Raw genomic sequence first — 18,764 nt, forward strand, 5'->3', positions numbered from 1 at the left:
TTGATGACTGGCATGGTTTCGGCTGAAGGGCGAACGGCATGGGCAGCCGTTCGCGTGCAGACAGGTCAGTGGCGACAGCAATCTTGTGTTACCTCGGCCGCCTTCGGGACGTAAGCGGCAAATTCCTGTTCGAGCGCCTTGACGACGCCGGTGCGCCAGCCATCGGCAATGCGTTCGGAATAAGGATCGGGAAAGATATCTTCCTGTCCTCTTTCGAAGCCGTCGAAGATTCCCGCCGCCACGAGGTCAGGCGGCGATTTTGGCACTTCGAAACCCCGCGTCATGTCGGTATCGACAGGCCCGGTGAAGCAGCTGTGCACGGCGACACCGCGTGCTGCGAGCAGTGCCCGGAAGGCCTGCATCAGATTGTGCGCCGCCGCCTTCGAAATCGAATAGGCCGGCGTTGAGGCTACCGGCACGAGGGCCGATAAGGAGAGGTTGTTGATGATGGCGCCCTTCGATCGTATCAGTGCCGGCAGGAAGGCTTGGGTTAGCCGCAACGGCCCGAAGAAATTGACCGCCAGATGGCGATTAATGATGTCTTTGTCAGCGAGATCGTCGGGCATGAAGATGCCGGCATTGTTGATGAGGACATCGAGGTTCTCGACGGTCGCGGCCGCCTCCTGAACATCCCACTCGTCGGTAATATCGAGTTTGACGAAGGTGACGCGGGCATCGTCATGACGCTGCTCGGCGCGCGATCCTGCGTAGACCCGTTTTGCACCGCGTCGCAGCGCTTCTTCCATAAGAGCCCGGCCGATGCCGCGACTGGCGCCTGATATCAGGATCGTTTTGTTTTCGATGTTCAAGACATGCTCCTATAACTGATCGTGCCATCAGGAGGGGTTCCCTGATGATCGTCGAGGAGTCTAAGCCTTGGCGGGCGATACACAGGAGTAACAAGGTTGGCGGGATTTCTGAGGCATCTGCCCGCTCGCGATCCTGCCTTGCCGAAATTTCCACAGCCGGGGGCGGATCGCCAAACTGTCGCGCAGCCGACAGTCCCACCAGCGACCCGAGGGCAAAACCGATCATCTGATCAGTTTTCGATCTGCTGCTCCGAGACGACGCTGACGACGACTTCGTCGCTTCCGTTCGGATAGAGGGGCAGGTCGAGGGTGATCGCTTGCCTGCGCTCGGATGACGACGCCTCGAAGAATTTCCTGATGCGCCCCTGACCATTCTTCGTGCCGGACGCCTTGGCGTGCGTCTCATCGACGAGGCGATGCTCAAAGGCGGCGGCGTCGATTTCCGCAAAGGCCATGGTGCAGCTTTCCACTTTGCTGTCGCCGACCGACGCCCGCGCGACGACGAGGGCCTCGAATGAGCCATCTCCTTCCGCGGTCAGGTTCCAGCCTTCCAGCGCGACCGGATTTTCCACCGGTGTGAGGCTGGCGGTCATGTCGGTTGCAAGAGCCGGCCAGTCCCGCTCCTTCGCAGCGGCGACGGTGCGCTCAAAATCGGATCCCCGCCCGAGGCAACGTTGGCTGAATTGACCAAACGGATCCGGTTGGTTGGCCGCCGCAACGCCCGCAAGGCCGGCAATAAAGATCGCCGTCGAGAGGCAGTCTCTGATCCTGCGCTTGCTTGCCATATGTCAGCCCCAATGCCCCCCGGATGTTTCGTGCCGGGACCATCCACCTTAGCATTGCAATGAAAAGGGAGAAATCATGGCCGAAGCCCCAGAGCTTGGCGTGGTTCTTGCGATGGCGGCAAGAAGCTGCCTCGCCTGCGTTAACCATCCTGGGCCTTGCCTCTGGCAAAGATCGTCAACTGGCAATATCCATGCGGCGAGAGGATCGCCATGAAAAAACTTATCTTGATCGCAGTTAGCGTCCTGATTGTCGGCGCACCTGCGCTTGCCCAGTCGAGCGTGACGGCCACGCATACGAACCGCCCCATCGAACACTACCGCGCCTATATCGGCGAGGCCGATCTCTTCAATTCGAAAGGTACGAGGCTCACCCAGCCTTGGCAGATCATCCGCCAGGATCGGGCGAATTTCCATCAGTACGGTATTCGTGACAATGAAGGCGGGTCGGACTCCTTCTTTGCCGATCCCGCCAACCGTCAATCAATGGAAGCAATGCTGCGCAACGGGACCATGACCCGAGAAGCTGCGGCAATGATCGTCCGCGGCAATGTCTGGATTGATGTCGACATCTATGGCAGCCAAGGGACTGGACGCTGGATCGATGTAACGGTTTCCGACTGAGACAAGGACGCAGGCTCGCGGATAGCCGAAGACGCTGCCCGCCAATTGGCGGCAGCGTCCTCGTTTTTGATCAGCTCTTGATGGCGATGCGCTTGACCTGCGACTGCGCCTTCTCGCTCTTCGGCAAGGTCACCGTCAGCACTCCGTTCTTGAAGCGGGCATCGACCTGGTCTTCCTTGACCTCGACGCCGAGCGGGACGCGCCGTTCAAAACGGCCGTAATAACGCTCTGAGAACTGACGCTCCTTATCCGCGGCCTCGGACCGCTTCTCGCCTTTCAGTGTCAGCACGCCGTCGTTCAGCAGGACCTCGATATCCTTCTCCTCAAGGCCGGGCACTTCGGCAGTCACCTTGATCTCCTTGTCGGTGTCGGAGATCTCGACGCTCGGCCACCCGGCGCTGAAAGCGCTGCGGCTGCCGAAGGAGGGCAGGCCAGAGCCAAAACCGCGCAAGACGTCGTCGAACAGCCGGTTCACCTCGCGATGCAGCGACAGGAAAGGATCACGGTCGTCATCGCGCAAGAGACTTGAAACGTGGTTGCCGTTATCACGGCCCCACGGTATCAGATCACGGACACTCATGGTTTTCTCCTTTCTGTGATTTTCTCCTTTCTTTTGGTTCCATTGGTAAAGCCTCCACCTGCCGGGGCACAACCACCTCGACATTTCTCGCTGGTGGAAGACGCTTGACCGGAACCGGGAAGAGAGGGTTGCCCTCACGGCCATATCCGCCTCGCCAGCAGCATCGATACAAGAACGCCAGCAAAACGGCGCCTCCTGACCGCAGTCAGGACTATCGGGCAACCGACAATATTGATATAATTCAGCGACTTGTGGATTCAAGGGGCGGAAACTTACCGACGAAAAATTGAACTTTCCAGCAGCCTCACTAGGTTCAGGCGGAGGTAGAGAGAGGAGGAATGGACATGACAATGACTTCACACGAGGTCATCGCCATCCTTGGGCCTGTCGATCATACACTTGTGGCCGAGGTCATTGCGACCGGTGCAACACAGGCCGAGCTCGCAGAGGCATTTGCATGGGTCAACAATGACGAGGCCTTGATAGGCGAGGGGCGGCGCCTGGCGAGCGGCAGGGTCGCCGCCCTGGTTGACCTTTTGACTTCGGACGAAGAGGAGCCGCAATAGGAACGCAGATACTGAGCCGTCCCAAAATCGAGGTTCTCTATACCGTTGTGAGCACTCGAACGTTGCCCCTGCGTTCGACGACATCGACCATGACTTGGCGGCCGGAGCGGCGGATGGCAACGTCGGCCGAACCGTTGCCTATATCGAGATTGCGTAAAATCACCTCATCGAGGAAAGAGGGCAACAGCGGCTCGTTGAAGCTGATCTGCAGGGCGCGCGGATCGAAATCGAGCCCGAGGCAGGATTGCAGCAGGAAGAGCGGTGCTGCGGCTGCCCAGGCCTGTGGAGAGCAGGCAACAGGATAGAAGGTCGGCCCTTGTGCACGCCGACGCGCAAACCCGCAGAAAAGTTCGGGAAGCCGGCGTAGCTCGATATAGGTCGATGCCGCAAAAAGGCCCTCGAAGATCCGGGCGGCCTCAGCGCGATAACCGTAGCGGGCAAGCCCGCTCGCAATCATGGCATTGTCATGCGGCCAGATTGAGCCGTTGTGATAGCTCATGGGATTGTAGCGCGCCTCGGTCGAGGGGATGGTGCGGATGCCCCAGCCACTGAAGGAGGAGGCGCTCATCAGCGTGCGGGCCACCTGTTTGACCCTCTCTGGATAGGCGATGCCGGTAAACAAGGCATGGCCGGCGTTCGAGGAGCGGACCCTGCAAGCCTGCTTGTCTGCATCGAGCGCCAGCACATAGGTGCCGAGCTCCTCATCGAAAAAGGCCGCGTCGAAAGCGCGGCGCAACCCTTCTGCCCGGGCAAGGAAGCTTGCAGCCTGCTCCGGGCGGTTGAGCAGCCGGAAGATTTCGGCTGCCGCCTGCCAGGCGCCATAGACATAGGCCTGAACCTCGGCAATGGCAATCGGTCCCTTCGCCAATGCGCCGTCGGCATGAAAGATGGAATCGTGACTGTCCTTCCAGGCCTGATTGACCAGGCCTTCTTCGGTCAAGCGCCCATATTCGACGAAGCCGTCGCCGTCCCGGTCGCCATACTCGTCGATCCAGGTAAGCGCCGCCTCGATATGCGGCAGAAGACGTTCGATCGTCGCAAGATCGCCGGTTCGATTGAGATATTCGCCGGCGAGCATCACGAACAAGGGTGTCGAATCGATGCTGCCGTAGTAGCGCCGGAAAGGAACCTCTCGGAGTTCGGCCATTTCTCCGGCGCGTACTTCATGCAGGATTTTCCCCGGCTCGGCGTCCGAGGATGGATCGACATCCGTCGCCTGATTGATTGCCAGATGCCCAAGAACGCCGCGTGCGATCTTCGGATCGAGCCAAAGCACCTCAAGGGCGGTAATGATGGCGTCGCGGCCGAAGACCGTACTGAACCAGGGGATGCCCGCATAGGGATAGGGGCCTTCCGGCTTATCGGTCACCAGCATGTAAAGGTCGGAGACGCTGCGCCGCGCGACCTCGTTAAAGATCTCATTGGACGTGACGATCGATGCGGCGCGCGAGGACGACGCCCGCAACGCCCGGCGGGCATCCCGCAGGGCAAAGAAAAAAGAGCGATAGCCCCGGCGCCGGGTTGCCGTCTGGTCGCAACCGATCTCGATGAAGAGCGACCGGGTTTCGTGGGGTGCCAGGTGGAGGTCATAGACGGCGTGATCGCTGCCAAGTTCATCCGGCTGCGGATCGAAGGACAGCCGCGTCGACCGTCTTCGGTTGTCCAAACCAATATAGGAGAGCAGGATCGCATCCTGCTCGGTAATGGCGGGAAGATGGCGTCCCCTCCTGGCCCTCACCGTTCCCCGGACCTCGAAGAGATCGGCGAAATCCGCCCCAAATCCCATCTCGATCCGGACATGCTGCGGTCGCTCGTCGTAGTTCCTGACTGTCAACCGCTCATAGCAGCACGCGTTCCAGAGGAAGCGGGTCCTGCGCAGATGGATCAAGTCGTGGCCAAGAGTGAGCTTGCCCTTGTCGTCGAAGTGATCGGGATTGGTCAGGTCGCACCTTAAGGTGGCGTTGTCGTCGCGCAATGTGGACGACAGCAGCATCGGCCGCTTGCCGTTGATCGTCAAGTACAGGTGGGAAAGATATCGCGTATCGAGATGAAACAGGCCTTCCGGGCTACCCAGCCCGGAAAGCACATCGCCATTGTGATCGAAGACGGCAAAGGTGTCGCCGTGCTTTAAGGTGCGGGGCCGCCTCTCTTGTAGAGATGCGGCAGCAGGAATGAGGTACTGTGCAACCGGCGCTGCCGGGCTCGCCAATGCAGTGGCCGGATGACTGCCTGTTGAAACCATCGACATGGCTCCTCGGTGTGGTTAGGCGACGACTTTCAGGTCAAGCGACTGAGTGTTCACCCTGCGAACAGGCGCGGCTCTGGTGCGAACGCCCGGCAGATTGCGATAGATGCAGAGATAATCCCGTGCCATGCGCTGCGCTGTGAAACGCTCCTCGAAAGCTCGCCGGACCTTGCGACGATCGAGCCGCAGCAGCCATTCGATATTTTCGGCGGCTTCCTGAACACTGTCGACCAGTACGCCGGAGACGCCCTCGTCGACCACTTCAGGAGCAGAACCGCAGCGGAACGCGACAACAGGTGTGCCGCAGGCCATGGATTCGATCATAACAAGCCCGAACGGTTCCGGCCAGTCAATCGGGAAGAGCAATGCGCCTGCATTGCCGAGGAAGGCAGCCTTCTGATGCTCGTTGATCTCGCCGATGAATTCGACATTCGGATGGCTCTTGACCATCGGCTCGATGACAGTTTCCCAATAGGCCTTGTCGGCGTTGTCGATCTTGGCTGCCATTTTCAGCGGCATGCCGACCTTTGCGGCGATCTGGATGGCACGGTCGGGCCGCTTTTCAGGAGATATGCGACCGAGGAAGGCCAGATAATTGCCTTTGGGCTTTTCCGTGAAGGGCAGCAGGTCGCAAGGCAGACCATGATACACTGTTCCGGACCAATTGACCGGCGGCATCGGTCGACGCTGATCGTTGGAGATCGACACGAGCGGAATATCGGCAAAGGTCTTGTAGAAGGGCTTGAGATCGGGCAGGTCGAGACGCCCATGCACCGTGGTGACCGTGCGGTCGACAAAGTCCCCGATCAGCGGGAAATGCAGGAGATCGATATGGAAATGCAGGACGTCGAACTCATGCGCGCGCCGGCGGATCTCCTCCAGCATCGCGAGCTGATGCGGTAGATGGTCCCTGACCGCCGGGTTGAGCCTGAGCGCAACGTCCGAGCACGCCACCAGCTTAGCGGTGGTGACGGAATCGCCGCTGGCAAAAAGCGTCACGTCATGGCCCTGGGCGACAAGTTCTTCGGTGAGATAGGAGACAATCCGCTCGGTTCCCCCGTAAAGCTTGGGCGGAACGCTTTCGGCGAGCGGTGCGATCTGAGCGATCTTCATCGACAAAACCTCCTCAATTGAGCAAAGAGTCCTTGGGAAAGAACCGCCTCTGCGTCCTTAAAGGCACGCCGCGGTCAGATAGGATGTCTAGATCTGGAATGATTGTCGGCGACATCCTCCTTTCCGATAGCTGCACAGGCTTAACCCGCGAACTCGCGGCGGGTTCCCCCCACGGAGCCTTTGAACATTGAAGGAATGGGATGAATATTGAGATCGCCGATCGTTCTTGTCCGCTGTCTTCAGCGTCTCGATCGCATCGTCATAGGAAATCGCCTTAGCCCCCGGATCAAGTCGAGGAGCCGTTAGGGATTCGATCATAGATATGTCGGATGCCCATGAAGCGGGTACGGCCCGTTTGACATCATTGCCGAGGTCGTGGGCGGCAAACACCTCGTCACGAGTTTCGCCATGCATGGCGGGATGAGGAAGATGGGCGGCAGAGATTGCGGCTATGACTTCATCCGCAGTCGAACTATTGAAGTTTTCCTTTCTCAAAGCCCGGCTCCATTGATCCTGACCGATGGAACTTGGTTGGTTTCGATGATGGATGTTGGAGGTCCGCCCGGGCAGGCGGCGCGGACCTCCACAATCGCTTTAGAAGTCCATGCCGGCGCCGGCAGGCATTGCCGGAGCAGCCTCTTTCTTCGGCTTTTCGGCAATCATGGCTTCCGTCGTCACTAACAGGCCGGCAACCGAAGCAGCGTCCTGCAGAGCGGTGCGCACGACCTTGGCGGGGTCGATGACGCCTTGCGCGTAGAGATCGCCATATTCGCCGGTCTGGGCATTCCAGCCGTATGAAAAATCGGCCTTCTCACGCAGCTTGCCGACGACCACCGACCCTTCGGCGCCGGCGTTTTCGGCGATCTGGCGGGCCGGCGATTCGATCGCGCGGCGGACGATGTCGACGCCCACGCGCTGATCGTCGTTGGCAGTCGGCAGGCCGTCGAGCGCCTTGACGGCACGCAGCAGAGCTACGCCGCCGCCCGGCAGGATACCCTCCTCGACAGCTGCCCGGGTTGCATGCAGAGCGTCGTCGACACGGTCCTTCTTCTCCTTCACTTCGACTTCCGTCGAGCCGCCGACGCGGATGACGGCAACGCCGCCGGCAAGCTTGGCAAGACGCTCCTGCAGCTTTTCGCGGTCGTAGTCGGAAGTGGTTTCTTCGATCTGGGCCTTGATCTGGGCAACGCGACCGTCGATGTCGGCCTTCGATCCGACGCCGTCGATGATGGTCGTATTCTCCTTCTCGATCGCCACCTTCTTGGCGCGGCCAAGCATGTCGAGCGTGACGTTTTCGAGCTTGATGCCGAGGTCCTCGGAGATGACAGTGCCGCCCGTGAGGATGGCGATGTCTTCGAGCATGGCCTTGCGGCGGTCGCCGAAGCCCGGAGCCTTGACGGCAGCAATCTTCAGGCCGCCGCGCAGCTTGTTGACGACGAGGGTCGCAAGAGCCTCGCCTTCGACATCTTCAGCAATGATGAGGAGCGGCTTGCCGGATTGGACGACGGCTTCGAGAACCGGGAGCATGGACTGCAGATTGGACAGCTTCTTCTCGTGAATGAGGATGTAGGGATCCTCGAATTCGACCCGCATCTTGTCCTGATTGGTGACGAAGTAGGGGCTGAGGTAGCCGCGGTCGAATTGCATGCCTTCGACGACCTCGAGTTCGGTTTCGGCGGTCTTGGCTTCTTCGACGGTGATCACGCCTTCGTTGCCGACCTTTTCCATGGCCTCAGCGAGAAAACGGCCGATCTCGGCATCGCCGTTGGCGGAGATCGTACCGACCTGGGCTATCTCGGAATTGCTGGTGATTTTGCGGGCGTTGGTCTTCAGTTCCTTGACGACCGCATCGACGGCAAGATCGATGCCACGTTTCAGGTCCATCGGGTTCATGCCCGAGGCAACGGCTTTCGCCCCTTCCTTGACGATTGCCTGGGCAAGCACGGTCGCCGTCGTTGTGCCGTCACCGGCAAGATCGTTGGTCTTGGAAGCAACTTCGCGCAACATCTGGGCGCCCATGTTTTCGAACTTGTCTTCGAGTTCGATTTCCTTGGCGACCGAAACGCCGTCCTTGGTGATGCGCGGCGCGCCAAAGGACTTGTCGATAACGACGTTGCGGCCCTTCGGGCCAAGGGTTACCTTTACCGCGTTGGCAAGGACATCGACCCCTCGCAGCATGCGATCACGGGCGTCGGTATGGAATTTGACGTCTTTCGCAGCCATTTCTTTCACTCCTTCAATAGGCAGCTATCTGACTGATGGTTTGGTGGTGGAGAGCTCAGGCGGCTTTTTTCTGCTCGGCCTCAGCCTCGATGATGCCCATGACATCGCTTTCCTTCATGATCAGCAGCTCCTCGCCATTGAGCTTGATCTCGGTGCCGGACCATTTGCCGAACAGAATGCGATCGCCAACTTTGACGTCGAGCGCCTGGATTTGCCCAGCATCGTTGCGCGCGCCGGGGCCGACGGCGACAACTTCACCCTCTTGCGGTTTTTCCTTGGCGGTGTCGGGAATGATGATGCCGCCCTTGGTCTTTTCTTCCGAATCGAGCCGGCGGACGAGAATGCGATCATGAAGCGGTCGGAACGACATGTTTTCCTCCGATGGACAAACAATAATGACGTTGTTCCCCTCACCGAACCGGATGACCAGTCCGGGCGGGTGCCAAAGACCTCTCTCGAGCGTCTTGCGCGAAATGATCTGGTTTCGCGGTTTTTTTATTTCAAGAGGGTGACCCAAAAAAATTAGCACTCATGACATGTTGCTGCTAACACCCTGGAAAGGAACAATAAATTGGCCGGCGACGTTGATAGTCCGTTGATGGCGACTCAATTTTACGCCACCTTCGCAGTGTCATGAATTGGAGATGAAGCATGCAATTTTCATCGGATCTGGAACGGCAACTGAACGGCTATGGACTGACCACAGCACACATCCTCTACCGCATTCCCGACTTCGAATCGGTGCTGCAGACCTATGTCTGGCAGGATTACGACCTGGCTCCCGATTTTCCTGAGATGCACAAGTTCCTGGACTTCTGGCAGACTACCCTCGAAGGCCCGCTCCATTCCGTCCGCTATACCCATCAGCGCCTGATCGGACCCAACCAATGGCACCGCGTCGAAGGCGAGTTCAGGCTCCACTGATGTCTTGAAACAGAGATTTTCTGTTCCTAGGTCTTTCCGCGCGAGGCTCGATGAGCTCGGTCGGCATCACACCTCTGTTTAGAGCGAGACTGAAATGGAAGAGAAAATCAAGACGATCAAAGACCTTAGCATCGAGGAGCGGGAAGAGGTTTTTGTTGATATCGCGCGCGTTCTTGAAGGAACTGCGCACGAGAAAACGGAATGCTGACCGCGAAGAAAAGCGAGTGACCCACGGGGCGCGGCATGATCCAACGCTGCCGGCGAGGGCGCCCGCCGAGCCGCTCGATATGAGCATCGATTCGGCGGCCACCGCACAATAGCTGACATTTAGTTCCTATCTTCATTACTTGCAACCTGTGCCCGCAAGGCGGCATTTTCTTTTTCGACTTCGGCCAGACGCTGGCGAAGCGGCTGGACGGCAACCGCGATTTCCGCCTCACTGTAGCGCGGTGTGATGTGCTGCGGGCAGTTCCAGTCGAAGGCTTGGAGGCGCAGGCGAAAGAGGCGCTCCGGCTTTGCACGGTAGGACGGGGTGACCAGCAGCTCGGTAAGTGCCGGATCGGCGTCGAGCGCAAGCTTTTCTGCATGCGCATAGATCTTCAGCCGCGCGCGGTGAGGATAATCCATCAGGAACAGACATACCTTGTCATTGGCTGCGAGATTGCCGGTGCTGATGTACTGTCTGTTGCCACGATAGTCCGCAAAGGCAAGCGTGCGGTCGTCGATCACCTTCAAAAAGCCCTGTGGGCCGCCGCGGTGCTGGACATAGGGCCAACCGGTCTCGGAAACGGAGGCGATGTAGAAGCTGTCGCGGGAGGCGATGAAGGCACCCTCGTTTTCAGTGAAGCGATCGAAGCTGCGATCAGCCGGCAGACCTGTCCAGAAGTCCTGAACGCCCATTTCTGCCTGCGCAGCCCGCACACTGGGCGTTGAGGCTATGTCGAGAAATCCATAGGACATGGCGTCTATCTCCTCACGGTTACAAGTCGCTGTGATTGGCTTGATGAGAAGAATGTGTCGATTTTCACCGACAAAGAGAATACGCTCCAGACGGAAGTAACTCTACCGGAAAATGGAAGAGTATGGATCGCTTTGAAGCCATGTCGATGCTGTTGGAGGTGGTGGACAGGGGAAGCCTGTCTGCGGCGGGCCGGTCGTTGAAGGTCCCCCTGCCGACGTTGAGCCGCAAGATCACGGAGCTGGAAGCAGTGCTGGGAACCAAGCTCCTGACCCGTACCACCCGGAAGATCGCCCTGACGGATGCAGGCGCCACCTATGTCGAGGCTGCAAGGCGCATTCTCGAGCAAGTCGAAGAGGCCGAGCGTCAGGCATCCGGAGAATTCGCCATGCCGAAGGGCGAGTTGGTGATCACCGCGCCCGTGCAGTTCGGCCGCCTTCATGTGCTGCCTGTCGTGACCGACTTCCTGGATGCCTTTCCAGCTATCAACGTGCGGATGATGCTGACGGACAGGAATATCGATCTCGTCGAGGAGCATGTCGACATGGCAGTGCGGATCGGCAATCTGCCCGATAGCGCCATGGTCGCAACACGCGTCGGCTCGGTTCGCCGGGTGGTTTGCGGCAGTCCTGGTCTGTTTGCCAGTCGCGGCGTGCCGAAGGAGCCGGCCGATCTCCTGGATCTACCCTGCATCGGCGTTGAAGTGCTGAGCCCGTATTCAGGCTGGCAGTTTCGGAAGTCCGCCGTCGGCAAACCAATCGAAGTGGCAGTCACGCCGCGGCTTTCCGTCACGACGACGGAAGCGGCTGCGGAGGCCGCAATCCGCGGTGCCGGCGTCACCCGACTGCTCTATTATCAGGTGGCGCAAGACGTTTCGGCAGGAGCACTGAGGCTGGTGCTCGAGGATTTCGAACTCGAACCGGCGCCCATCCACCTCATCCATCTCGCTCGTGGGCAGATGCCGCTGAAGATGCGTCACTTCCTCGATTTCGCAGGACCTCGCCTGCGAGCGAGCATCGCCGCCCTCCAATCCTCATCGCAACAGGGGAACGCCGCACCACAGTCCTCGTGACGCCGCTCTGCGGACAGCTCCATACCAGTGACATTTGCATTCGGCAAAATATCGTTTGAATCCTAACTATTTTGATGCTATTAAAACCCCCATGCAATCGCTCGCGTCCCTGCAGCGCGTTTTCACCGCGAACCTTTTGTCGACCGGCCGCAACTGGCGCCGGGCGGTGGATTTTGCGCTGCGTTCCCACGGCATTTCGGAAGCCTGCGCGGCGCCGCTATTGTGGATCGGACGTCTCGGCGGCGGCGTACGTCAGATCGTGCTGGCCAATCATGTCGGCATCGAAGGGCCGTCGCTGGTGAGGCTGCTCGACCAGCTGGAAGCGCTTGAGCTCGTGGTGCGCAAGGACGACCCGATCGACAGGCGGGCAAAAGGTCTCTGGCTTACGGAGGAGGGCCAGAGCCTCGCAACCCGCATGGAAGCCGTTCTCGACGACCTGCGCGGCAGGATCCTCGCTGATGTCAGTGAAGGCGATCTCGAAGCGGCGGTGCGCGTCCTCGCTGCCTTCGAAGAGATCAGCCCGTCGCAGATTGCGGGGGTAAGCCAGCAGCTCGAGGAGACGCCGTGACCCTTCCCTCCTGGCGGGACTGGCTCTTCTCGGCCAAGGCCTTTCTCGCTTCCATCCTTGCCCTTCTCATTGCGTTGTCCCTCGATCTGCCACGGCCTTATTGGGCGATGGCGGCCGTCTATGTCGTTGCCAATCCGCTTGCAGGTGCGACCAGCTCCAAGGGGCTTTATCGCGCGCTCGGCACCCTGCTTGGGGCAAGTGCTGCCGTCTTCTTCGTGCCGCTCTTCGTCAACGCGCCGGAGCTCTTGAGCATTGTCATCGCGCTCTGGACCGGCACGCTGCTCTTCATTTCGATGCTGGACCGATCCTCGCGCAGCTATGTCTTCATGCTGGCAGGCTATTCCCTGCCGCTGATCGCTCTGCCGTCGGTCGGTTCGCCCGAAGCCATCTTCGATACGGCGCTCGCCCGCTCGGAAGAGATCATCATCGGCATCGTCTGCGCCAGCCTCGTCAGCGTAGTCGTCTTCCCGACCAGCGTGCGCAGCGTGCTCGGCCAGCGCATCTCCACTTGGCTCGACGATGCCGGGAGCTGGGCAAACGATATTCTGCGCGGCGAGGGCGCCACACCGGCGACACCCCTGAAGCGGCAGAAACTGGCAGCTGACGTCACCGGCCTCGATCTCATCATCAGCCAGCTCGGCTATGATGCCGGCAGCCGCGATATCGTACGCCATTCGCGCGAATTGCGTGGTCGTCTCCTGATGCTTCTGCCGCTCTTCTCCTCGCTTGCCGACCGGCTTCATGCCCTGCGGGCCGAAGGCGAGACGCTCCCAAAAGACCTGGTCTGCCTTTTGAACGAGGTTGCCGACTGGTTGGGCCGCGGCGCGAAATCGCAGGCTGACGATACGGCCGAAAAACTGGTGCGGCAGATCGAAAGCCTGCGCGAGACCGATCCGGACCGCCGCTGGAGCGACCTGCTTTTGTCGAGCGCGCTGGCGCGTCTGAAGGAGATCGTCGATCTCTGGCAGGATTGCCTGACGCTGCGCGACGAAATCGTCAGCGGCAGACATTCCGGTCCCTGGCGGCTGGCCTTCCGTCATCGCCAGATCGTCGGCCGTATCAGGCATTTCGATTATGCGCTGCTCGCCTTCCAGGCGGGCGCCGTCGTTGCCGGCATTCTCGTCGCCTGCCTATTCTGGATCTACAGCGGCTGGCAGAATGGCGCTGGTTTCGTCACCATGGCGGCCGTTGCCTGCTCCTTCTTCGCCGCGCTCGATCGGCCGGCCCCCTTCATCACCTCGATGTTCATCTGGTGCGGCGTCAGCCTCGTCATCGCCTTCGTCTACATTTTCGGCATCCTGCCGATGGTCAACAGCTATGAGCTGCTGGTTCTGGTCTTTGCTCCGCCTTTCCTGCTGCTCGGCCTGATGATCCCGAAGCCGCAATTCAATATGCTCGCCATGCTGCTCACCGTGAACAGCGCCTCCTTCATTGCGCTGCAGGATCGCTATGCCTCGGATTTCACCACCTTCACCAATGAGGCGATCGCGGCCCTCGCCGGCATCGGCTTTGCCCTGGTCTGGACGCTGATTGCCCGCCCCTTCGGAGCAGAGCTTGCTGCCTGGCGCCTGGTGCGGGCGGGCTGGAGCGATCTTTCCGATACGGCTTCCGGCGAGCGCCGCGCCGATCACGAAAAACTCTCCGGCCGCATTCTCGATCGCCTCGGCCAGCTCGTTCCGCGCCTTGCCGTCGTCGAGGATCGCGAACTGAAGAAAGTGGATGGCTTTGCCGAAGTGCGCATCGGCTTCAACGTGCTAGTGCTGCAGAACGAGCGCAAGAAACTGCGTGGCGCGAGTGCGGCTTCGCTCGGCGCTGTTCTCTCCGGCATTGCCGATTTCTACCACGGCCGTATCGAGGCCGGCCGGGCGATCGATCCGCAGGATGACCTGCGCCAGTCGATCGACGACAGCCTGAAGATCATCGCGCTTGAAGACGACATGCGCGACGCCGAGAGTATCGACGCGCTTGTCGGTGTCAGGCGCGCACTTTTCCCTGACGCAGCTCCGCCAGCAAGCTGGCAGGCGGCCGAGGCTGCGCCGCAACTTCTACCGCTTGCCGCTGAGTAATTGTCATGCCCGCAGAATTTGATGTTTACGGCGTTTATGTGCCACGCCTCCTTGTTCTCATGGTGCTGAGCCTTCTCTTGATCATCGTCGTCAGACGGATGCTTGCCTGGCTCGGTGCCTATTCCCTCGTCTGGCATCGCGGTCTCTTCGACCTTGCCCTTTACGTGCTCGTCCTCGGAGCCGTCTCCTCCATCACACGCTGGTACTTTGCATGAACGCCCTGAAATTCACTGGCCGCCTGATCGTCACCCTTGCCGTTGTCATCGCCGCCGTCTTCGTTGGCCGCGGTCTCTGGGGCCACTACATGGACGAACCCTGGACGCGCGATGCGCGCCTGCGCGCCGATGTTGTCGGGATCGCGCCTGATGTTTCCGGCCTTGTCAGCGACGTGCTCGTTACCGACAACCAGATGGTCAGGAAAGGCGATGTCCTTTTCCGCATTGATCGCGAACGGTTCGCGATCGCTCTCACCCAGTCTGAGGCAGCGCTTGAAAGCAGCAAGGCAGCCCTCGACCAGGCGCATCGCGAGCGCGAGCGTCAGGGCCGCCTCGGCGACGCCGCCTCTCTGCAGCAGAAGGAACAGGCGCAGACGGCGGAAGAACAGGCGGAGGCCGCCTTCCGACAGGCGAAAGCCAACCGTGATCTCGCTGCGCTCAATCTCGACCGTTCCGAGATCAAGGCAACGGTCAACGGCACGGTTTCCAATCTTAGCCTGCGACCGGGAGACTATGTCAGCGCCGGCACTGCCAAGATCGCGCTGATCGATACGGATTCGCTGCGCGTCGAGGGCTATTTCGAGGAAACCAAGCTGCCGCGCATTCACCCCGGCGATAAGGTTTCCATCCACCTGATGGGGCATTCGCAGAGCCTTGACGGCCATGTCGAAAGCATTGCGACCGGCATCGAGGATCGCGAACGCACGGCCGGCGCCGGCCTGCTTGCCAATATCAACCCGACCTTCAGCTGGGTGCGTCTTGCCCAGCGCGTGCCGGTACGCATCAGCATCGACAGCGTCCCGGACGATGTCAGGCTGATTGCCGGCCTGACTGCGACTGTCGAGGTGGATAAGAGCTAATCGTAAGCCGCCATGCTCTCGCCTAGCCATCGAATCTGGACAATAGTGCAGGCTGAACAGATCGAAGGTGAAATCACCGGGGCTTCGCAGAATGATAATATCCGCTCGCAGGCACGCAGTCCTTGTCGCTGCCGTGCTGCTGTCATCGGTGGTCACCACAATGGCCCAGAGCCCGCCCGTCTCCGTGTAACGACTTCATTCGGGACAGGCGCGATCTCGCCGCTCTCAATGAGCACAAACGGGAAAAAATCCTCAATGACCTCGGTGCGGCGATCATGGCCGATCCGGAGGGCGTGAGTATCGAGATCGAAAGAAGCAGGGGCGCGCCGGCGCTTTGCCAATATATGCGCGTCATGTTCGCTAGCGACAGAACGGCTGCGGTGGTTGATCAGCTTGACGCCGTGCTCCATTGGGGCAACCCGGATGAATCCATCCGCGAGATGCTGAGTGCACCCGCCTATGACGACGGCAGCACCTGGTTTCCAAGGGCGAAGAGAGCTGGCTATTTCAGCGGTTGCGTGGCCGGGGTGCTCGACGGAAAGAGGAGAAGCAGCACGAGCCTCGCGAGCCGATTGCCTTTGCTCCTGAGTTCGAGGTATCAAACCATCATTGTTCTGCAGATTGCCGAGCGCTTGAAGATTGGACGGCCATCCAAAGGCGATAGCTATCGCAAGTGGATGCTGAATGGCCTATCGAAAAAAGACCTTGTTTCGCCGGATGTGATGGATTGGTTCGAGCTTGGTTTCGACAGAGCGAATTGAACGGGTTCAATAAACACAACTGTCGCAATCGCGATGCGGCCCGGCAATTATCTTGCCTGCCGGACGCCAGCAGCACCACCACACCGACGAGAATGATCAGCAAGAATAGGGCGGACCTAGTCGCAGAATTTGCTACCGACCGACACCGGCCCTGATGAGATCACCTATTTAAATCAGCTTGCCTTCCATGGGTTCACGATCGCCAGGCCGATATTCTCGAAATCGGCTTCGTTTCGCGTCGCAAGCGACGCGCCGCGAGATAAGGTTATGGCTGCGATTTGTGCATCAAATTGGCTGATTGGGCGACCGGCAGCGCGCCGCCTGGTCGCTATCGTGGCATAGACGTCAGCTGCTTCGCGATCGAAAGGTAGAACACGCCCTGCAAGATCCTCAATGAAGATCGGTAGTATTGCGGCCTCTAGCTCCCGACGGCGACGACCTTCGGATAGTAACCGCAAGCCGTACAGGATTTCTGCCTCGGTGATAGACGTCGTGAATACGGAAGCTCGGCCCTGCTCGGCCAACCAGTCGATGACGGCTGGGCTCGGGGATGACACCAGCAGCTCGGAAAGAACATTCGTATCGAGGATGATCACTTTTCGAAGTCCGGCATGTCACGAATAGGCTCACGTGCTGGAATATCAAGGTCAACGCCACCGGTCGGTGCAACGCGCGCCCTAATGGATTGAACAAGGTTGCGTGGCGTCTCGCCGGTGGCCAGTGCCGATCGAAGAATGTCGCGCGCTTCGTCTTCCATGGACCGACCGTGGCTCGCAGCCCGGATTCGCAGCCGCCGTTTCAGCGCGTCATCGATATTGCGGATGGTCATGCTGGCCATAAAAGCCTCCTGATATCATTGATTGCATATAATGCAATGATGGCCGAATTACAATTCAACGCATTCGCGAAGCATACTGTTTCGAGCGCGCGGGCAACGTCAGTTCAATCAAAATGAAACACCTCCGGCATCATTGCCCACCACTCGCCTTCCTTGCGCGTTGCAAGCGGCTTCTGGCAGGGCATGCAGATGGCCCACCATTCCTGGTTTTTCGGATCGGCGGCCATCTTCGCCATATCGGCCTCGAAATCGTCGCCGACATATTCCCAGTAGCCGAACAGCAGGTTTTCCGGCTCCTTCAGGTAGATTGAATAGTTGGTGATGTTGCAAGCCGAGAGCAGCGCCAGGATCTCCGGCCAGACGGCGGCATGCAGCGCCTTGTAGTCTGCGACCTTGTCCGGCTCCAGGCCGATCACCATGCCCATGCGCTGCATGTTCTACCGCCCTTGCGCAATTTCCGTCGTGAACTCGGCGATGCTGCGGGCATTCACGGCATCCCAATCCCATTCGATACCGATGCCGGGTTCGGAAGGGGCACTAGCGTGACCGTTTCGGATCTCCATGCCCTTGGTCGTCAGGTCTTCCAGCTGCGGGATATATTCGACATATTTGCCGTTCTGGATGGCGCAGACCAGGCTGACATGCAACTCCATCAGGAAATGCGGGCAGACGGGGATATCGAAGGCTTCGGCCGCATGTGCCACCTTCAGCCAGGGCGTGATGCCACCGATGCGGGCGACGTCCACCTGCACGATCGAGCAGGCGCCCTTCTGCATATATTCGCGGAAATGCCGGATCGAATAAAGGGATTCACCGACGGCGATCGGTGTCGGGGTCGAGCGTGACAGCCGGATATGGCCGTCGAGATCGTCGGCCGGCAACGGCTCTTCGATCCAGGCGAGATCGAGCTCTCTCAGCCGTTCTGCGCGGCGGATCACTTCATCGACGCTAAAGCCTTGGTTGCAGTCGGTCATGATCTCGAAGCCATCGCCGAGCGCCGCACGCATCGCTGATACCCGGGCGTAGTCCTCGGCGCCGTGCGGCTTGCCGATCTTCACCTTCGACCCGGAAAAGCCCTTGGCCTTTGCCTGCAGGGCGTCTTCGACGAGCGCTTCCTTCTCGATATGCAGCCAGCCGCCTTCGGTCGTATAGAGCGGGCAGCTTTCCTTGGCGCCGCCGGCAAGTTTCCAGAGCGGCAGGCCCTGCTTCTTTGCCCTGAGATCCCAGAGCGCGGTATCGACGGCGGCAAGTGCCAGCGCCGTGATCGCACCGATCGTCGTGGCATGTGTGGCAAATTCCAGCCTGTGCCAGATCGCCTCGATGCAATCGGCATCCCCGCCGATCAGGAGCGGGGCCAGATGGTCCGAGAGAAGCCGCATGACGGAGGAACCGCCTGTCCCGATCGTATAGGAATAACCGGTGCCGGAAGCCCCGTCGGAATCGGTGATGGTGACGATTGGCGTTTCCTGGCTGACGAAGCTCTGGATCGCATCGGTGCGCTTCACCTTCGGCGGCAGGTCCACCATGCGCAATTCGATCTTTTCAATGCGGGCCATGGTT

21 protein-coding genes are annotated in these 18,764 nt (G+C 59.7%); 9 read left to right on the plus strand and 12 right to left on the minus strand.

From position 1 onward, the window contains the following. Positions 1-65: 65 nt before the first annotated feature. Both FHX15_RS24745 and FHX15_RS24750 read right to left on the minus strand, forming a co-directional pair. On the minus strand, positions 66-809 hold the full coding sequence (locus tag FHX15_RS24745) for an SDR family NAD(P)-dependent oxidoreductase (protein ID WP_184401010.1): 744 nt from the start codon (positions 807-809) through the stop codon (positions 66-68). A 230-nt stretch (positions 810-1,039) separates the two neighbouring features. Beyond that, on the minus strand, positions 1,040-1,594 hold the full coding sequence (locus tag FHX15_RS24750; protein ID WP_184401011.1) for a hypothetical protein: 555 nt from the start codon (positions 1,592-1,594) through the stop codon (positions 1,040-1,042). Positions 1,595-1,804: 210 nt separating this feature from the next. Between FHX15_RS24750 and FHX15_RS24755 the strand changes: the two genes are divergently transcribed. Further along, entirely contained in the window at positions 1,805-2,215 is a 411-nt protein-coding gene (locus FHX15_RS24755) for a hypothetical protein (RefSeq protein WP_184401012.1), read from the plus strand. Positions 2,216-2,285: 70 nt separating this feature from the next. Here the strand turns inward: FHX15_RS24755 and FHX15_RS24760 are convergent, their stop codons facing one another. Beyond that, positions 2,286-2,795, minus strand: coding sequence for an Hsp20/alpha crystallin family protein (locus FHX15_RS24760; RefSeq protein WP_184401013.1), 510 nt, complete (start codon positions 2,793-2,795; stop codon positions 2,286-2,288). 344 nt (positions 2,796-3,139) lie between these two features. Here FHX15_RS24760 and FHX15_RS24765 point away from each other — a divergent pair, with 344 nt between their 5' ends. Beyond that, a complete protein-coding gene (locus FHX15_RS24765) occupies positions 3,140-3,361 on the plus strand; it encodes a hypothetical protein (RefSeq protein WP_184401014.1) in 222 nt (73 codons plus the stop codon). Positions 3,362-3,398: 37 nt separating this feature from the next. Here the strand turns inward: FHX15_RS24765 and FHX15_RS24770 are convergent, their stop codons facing one another. From FHX15_RS24770 to groES, 4 genes are all read right to left on the minus strand, one after another. Beyond that, a complete protein-coding gene (locus FHX15_RS24770; RefSeq protein WP_184401015.1) occupies positions 3,399-5,609 on the minus strand; it encodes an amylo-alpha-1,6-glucosidase in 2,211 nt (736 codons plus the stop codon). A gap of 15 nt (positions 5,610-5,624) precedes the next feature. Further along, positions 5,625-6,719 carry a glycosyltransferase family 4 protein gene (locus FHX15_RS24775; protein WP_184401016.1) on the minus strand — a complete coding sequence of 365 codons (1,095 nt, stop codon included), beginning with the start codon at positions 6,717-6,719 and terminating at the stop codon, positions 5,625-5,627. A gap of 594 nt (positions 6,720-7,313) precedes the next feature. Then, positions 7,314-8,942, minus strand: a complete 1,629-nt coding sequence (groL, locus tag FHX15_RS24780) for a chaperonin GroEL (RefSeq protein ID WP_184401017.1) — start codon at positions 8,940-8,942, stop codon at positions 7,314-7,316. 55 nt (positions 8,943-8,997) lie between these two features. Continuing rightward, a complete protein-coding gene (groES, locus tag FHX15_RS24785; RefSeq protein ID WP_184401018.1) occupies positions 8,998-9,312 on the minus strand; it encodes a co-chaperone GroES in 315 nt (104 codons plus the stop codon). 281 nt (positions 9,313-9,593) lie between these two features. Here groES and FHX15_RS24790 point away from each other — a divergent pair, with 281 nt between their 5' ends. Then, a complete protein-coding gene (locus FHX15_RS24790) occupies positions 9,594-9,866 on the plus strand; it encodes an usg protein (RefSeq protein WP_184401019.1) in 273 nt (90 codons plus the stop codon). Positions 9,867-10,193: 327 nt separating this feature from the next. On the opposite strand, the gene FHX15_RS24795 is transcribed toward FHX15_RS24790, so the two are convergent. Beyond that, on the minus strand, positions 10,194-10,826 hold the full coding sequence (locus FHX15_RS24795) for a pyridoxamine 5'-phosphate oxidase family protein (protein ID WP_184401020.1): 633 nt from the start codon (positions 10,824-10,826) through the stop codon (positions 10,194-10,196). A 122-nt stretch (positions 10,827-10,948) separates the two neighbouring features. Here FHX15_RS24795 and FHX15_RS24800 point away from each other — a divergent pair, with 122 nt between their 5' ends. The 6 genes from FHX15_RS24800 to FHX15_RS24825 all read left to right on the plus strand — a co-directional run bounded on the left by FHX15_RS24800 (position 10,949) and on the right by FHX15_RS24825 (position 16,366). Continuing rightward, the gene (locus tag FHX15_RS24800) at positions 10,949-11,896 is read left to right on the plus strand and encodes a LysR substrate-binding domain-containing protein (RefSeq protein WP_184401021.1); all 948 of its coding nucleotides are present in this window, start codon (positions 10,949-10,951) and stop codon (positions 11,894-11,896) included. Positions 11,897-11,987: 91 nt separating this feature from the next. Next, a complete protein-coding gene (locus tag FHX15_RS24805; protein ID WP_184401022.1) occupies positions 11,988-12,464 on the plus strand; it encodes a MarR family winged helix-turn-helix transcriptional regulator in 477 nt (158 codons plus the stop codon). Beyond that, positions 12,461-14,530 (plus strand): FUSC family protein, encoded by a 2,070-nt coding sequence (locus FHX15_RS24810; protein ID WP_184401023.1) that lies wholly within the window; start codon positions 12,461-12,463, stop codon positions 14,528-14,530. Before FHX15_RS24805 ends, FHX15_RS24810 begins: the two co-directional genes overlap by 4 nt. Positions 14,531-14,535: 5 nt before the next feature. Further along, positions 14,536-14,745, plus strand: coding sequence for a DUF1656 domain-containing protein (locus FHX15_RS24815; RefSeq protein ID WP_112542040.1), 210 nt, complete (start codon positions 14,536-14,538; stop codon positions 14,743-14,745). Continuing rightward, positions 14,742-15,605, plus strand: coding sequence for an HlyD family secretion protein (locus FHX15_RS24820; protein ID WP_184401024.1), 864 nt, complete (start codon positions 14,742-14,744; stop codon positions 15,603-15,605). The genes FHX15_RS24815 and FHX15_RS24820 overlap by 4 nt, the downstream gene beginning before the upstream one ends. 275 nt (positions 15,606-15,880) lie before the next feature. Next, positions 15,881-16,366: a hypothetical protein gene (locus FHX15_RS24825; protein WP_246779066.1), complete on the plus strand. Its 486-nt coding sequence runs from the start codon at positions 15,881-15,883 to the stop codon at positions 16,364-16,366. 173 nt (positions 16,367-16,539) lie between these two features. On the opposite strand, the gene FHX15_RS24830 is transcribed toward FHX15_RS24825, so the two are convergent. From FHX15_RS24830 to FHX15_RS24845, 4 genes are all read right to left on the minus strand, one after another. Further along, positions 16,540-16,962, minus strand: a complete 423-nt coding sequence (locus FHX15_RS24830; RefSeq protein WP_184401025.1) for a type II toxin-antitoxin system VapC family toxin — start codon at positions 16,960-16,962, stop codon at positions 16,540-16,542. After that, positions 16,959-17,204, minus strand: coding sequence for a FitA-like ribbon-helix-helix domain-containing protein (locus tag FHX15_RS24835; RefSeq protein ID WP_184401026.1), 246 nt, complete (start codon positions 17,202-17,204; stop codon positions 16,959-16,961). Before FHX15_RS24835 ends, FHX15_RS24830 begins: the two co-directional genes overlap by 4 nt. 104 nt (positions 17,205-17,308) lie before the next feature. Continuing rightward, positions 17,309-17,638, minus strand: coding sequence for an L-rhamnose mutarotase (locus FHX15_RS24840; protein ID WP_184401027.1), 330 nt, complete (start codon positions 17,636-17,638; stop codon positions 17,309-17,311). Between the two features lie 3 nt (positions 17,639-17,641). Beyond that, positions 17,642-18,760, minus strand: a complete 1,119-nt coding sequence (locus FHX15_RS24845; protein ID WP_184401028.1) for a mandelate racemase/muconate lactonizing enzyme family protein — start codon at positions 18,758-18,760, stop codon at positions 17,642-17,644. Between the last annotated feature and the right edge of the window lie 4 nt (positions 18,761-18,764).

It is taken from the genome of Rhizobium sp. BK650 (assembly GCF_014195325.1).
Classification (GTDB): domain Bacteria; phylum Pseudomonadota; class Alphaproteobacteria; order Rhizobiales; family Rhizobiaceae; genus Rhizobium.

What these genes read in the sequence shown, in the direction of transcription:
- FHX15_RS24800 (WP_184401021.1), top strand. Translation starts at nt 10,949, where the DNA reads ATGGATCGCTTTGAAGCCATGTCGATGCTGTTGGAGGTGGTGGACAGG.
- FHX15_RS24840 (WP_184401027.1), bottom strand. Translation starts at nt 17,638, where the DNA reads ATGCAGCGCATGGGCATGGTGATCGGCCTGGAGCCGGACAAGGTCGCA.
- FHX15_RS24755 (WP_184401012.1), top strand. Translation starts at nt 1,805, where the DNA reads ATGAAAAAACTTATCTTGATCGCAGTTAGCGTCCTGATTGTCGGCGCA.
- FHX15_RS24815 (WP_112542040.1), top strand. Translation starts at nt 14,536, where the DNA reads ATGCCCGCAGAATTTGATGTTTACGGCGTTTATGTGCCACGCCTCCTT.
- FHX15_RS24805 (WP_184401022.1), top strand. Translation starts at nt 11,988, where the DNA reads ATGCAATCGCTCGCGTCCCTGCAGCGCGTTTTCACCGCGAACCTTTTG.
- FHX15_RS24820 (WP_184401024.1), top strand. Translation starts at nt 14,742, where the DNA reads ATGAACGCCCTGAAATTCACTGGCCGCCTGATCGTCACCCTTGCCGTT.
- FHX15_RS24845 (WP_184401028.1), bottom strand. Translation starts at nt 18,760, where the DNA reads ATGGCCCGCATTGAAAAGATCGAATTGCGCATGGTGGACCTGCCGCCG.
- FHX15_RS24795 (WP_184401020.1), bottom strand. Translation starts at nt 10,826, where the DNA reads ATGTCCTATGGATTTCTCGACATAGCCTCAACGCCCAGTGTGCGGGCT.
- FHX15_RS24770 (WP_184401015.1), bottom strand. Translation starts at nt 5,609, where the DNA reads ATGTCGATGGTTTCAACAGGCAGTCATCCGGCCACTGCATTGGCGAGC.
- groL (WP_184401017.1), bottom strand. Translation starts at nt 8,942, where the DNA reads ATGGCTGCGAAAGACGTCAAATTCCATACCGACGCCCGTGATCGCATG.
- FHX15_RS24765 (WP_184401014.1), top strand. Translation starts at nt 3,140, where the DNA reads ATGACAATGACTTCACACGAGGTCATCGCCATCCTTGGGCCTGTCGAT.
- FHX15_RS24775 (WP_184401016.1), bottom strand. Translation starts at nt 6,719, where the DNA reads ATGAAGATCGCTCAGATCGCACCGCTCGCCGAAAGCGTTCCGCCCAAG.
- FHX15_RS24825 (WP_246779066.1), top strand. Translation starts at nt 15,881, where the DNA reads ATGGCCGATCCGGAGGGCGTGAGTATCGAGATCGAAAGAAGCAGGGGC.
- FHX15_RS24750 (WP_184401011.1), bottom strand. Translation starts at nt 1,594, where the DNA reads ATGGCAAGCAAGCGCAGGATCAGAGACTGCCTCTCGACGGCGATCTTT.
- FHX15_RS24790 (WP_184401019.1), top strand. Translation starts at nt 9,594, where the DNA reads ATGCAATTTTCATCGGATCTGGAACGGCAACTGAACGGCTATGGACTG.
- groES (WP_184401018.1), bottom strand. Translation starts at nt 9,312, where the DNA reads ATGTCGTTCCGACCGCTTCATGATCGCATTCTCGTCCGCCGGCTCGAT.
- FHX15_RS24760 (WP_184401013.1), bottom strand. Translation starts at nt 2,795, where the DNA reads ATGAGTGTCCGTGATCTGATACCGTGGGGCCGTGATAACGGCAACCAC.
- FHX15_RS24835 (WP_184401026.1), bottom strand. Translation starts at nt 17,204, where the DNA reads ATGGCCAGCATGACCATCCGCAATATCGATGACGCGCTGAAACGGCGG.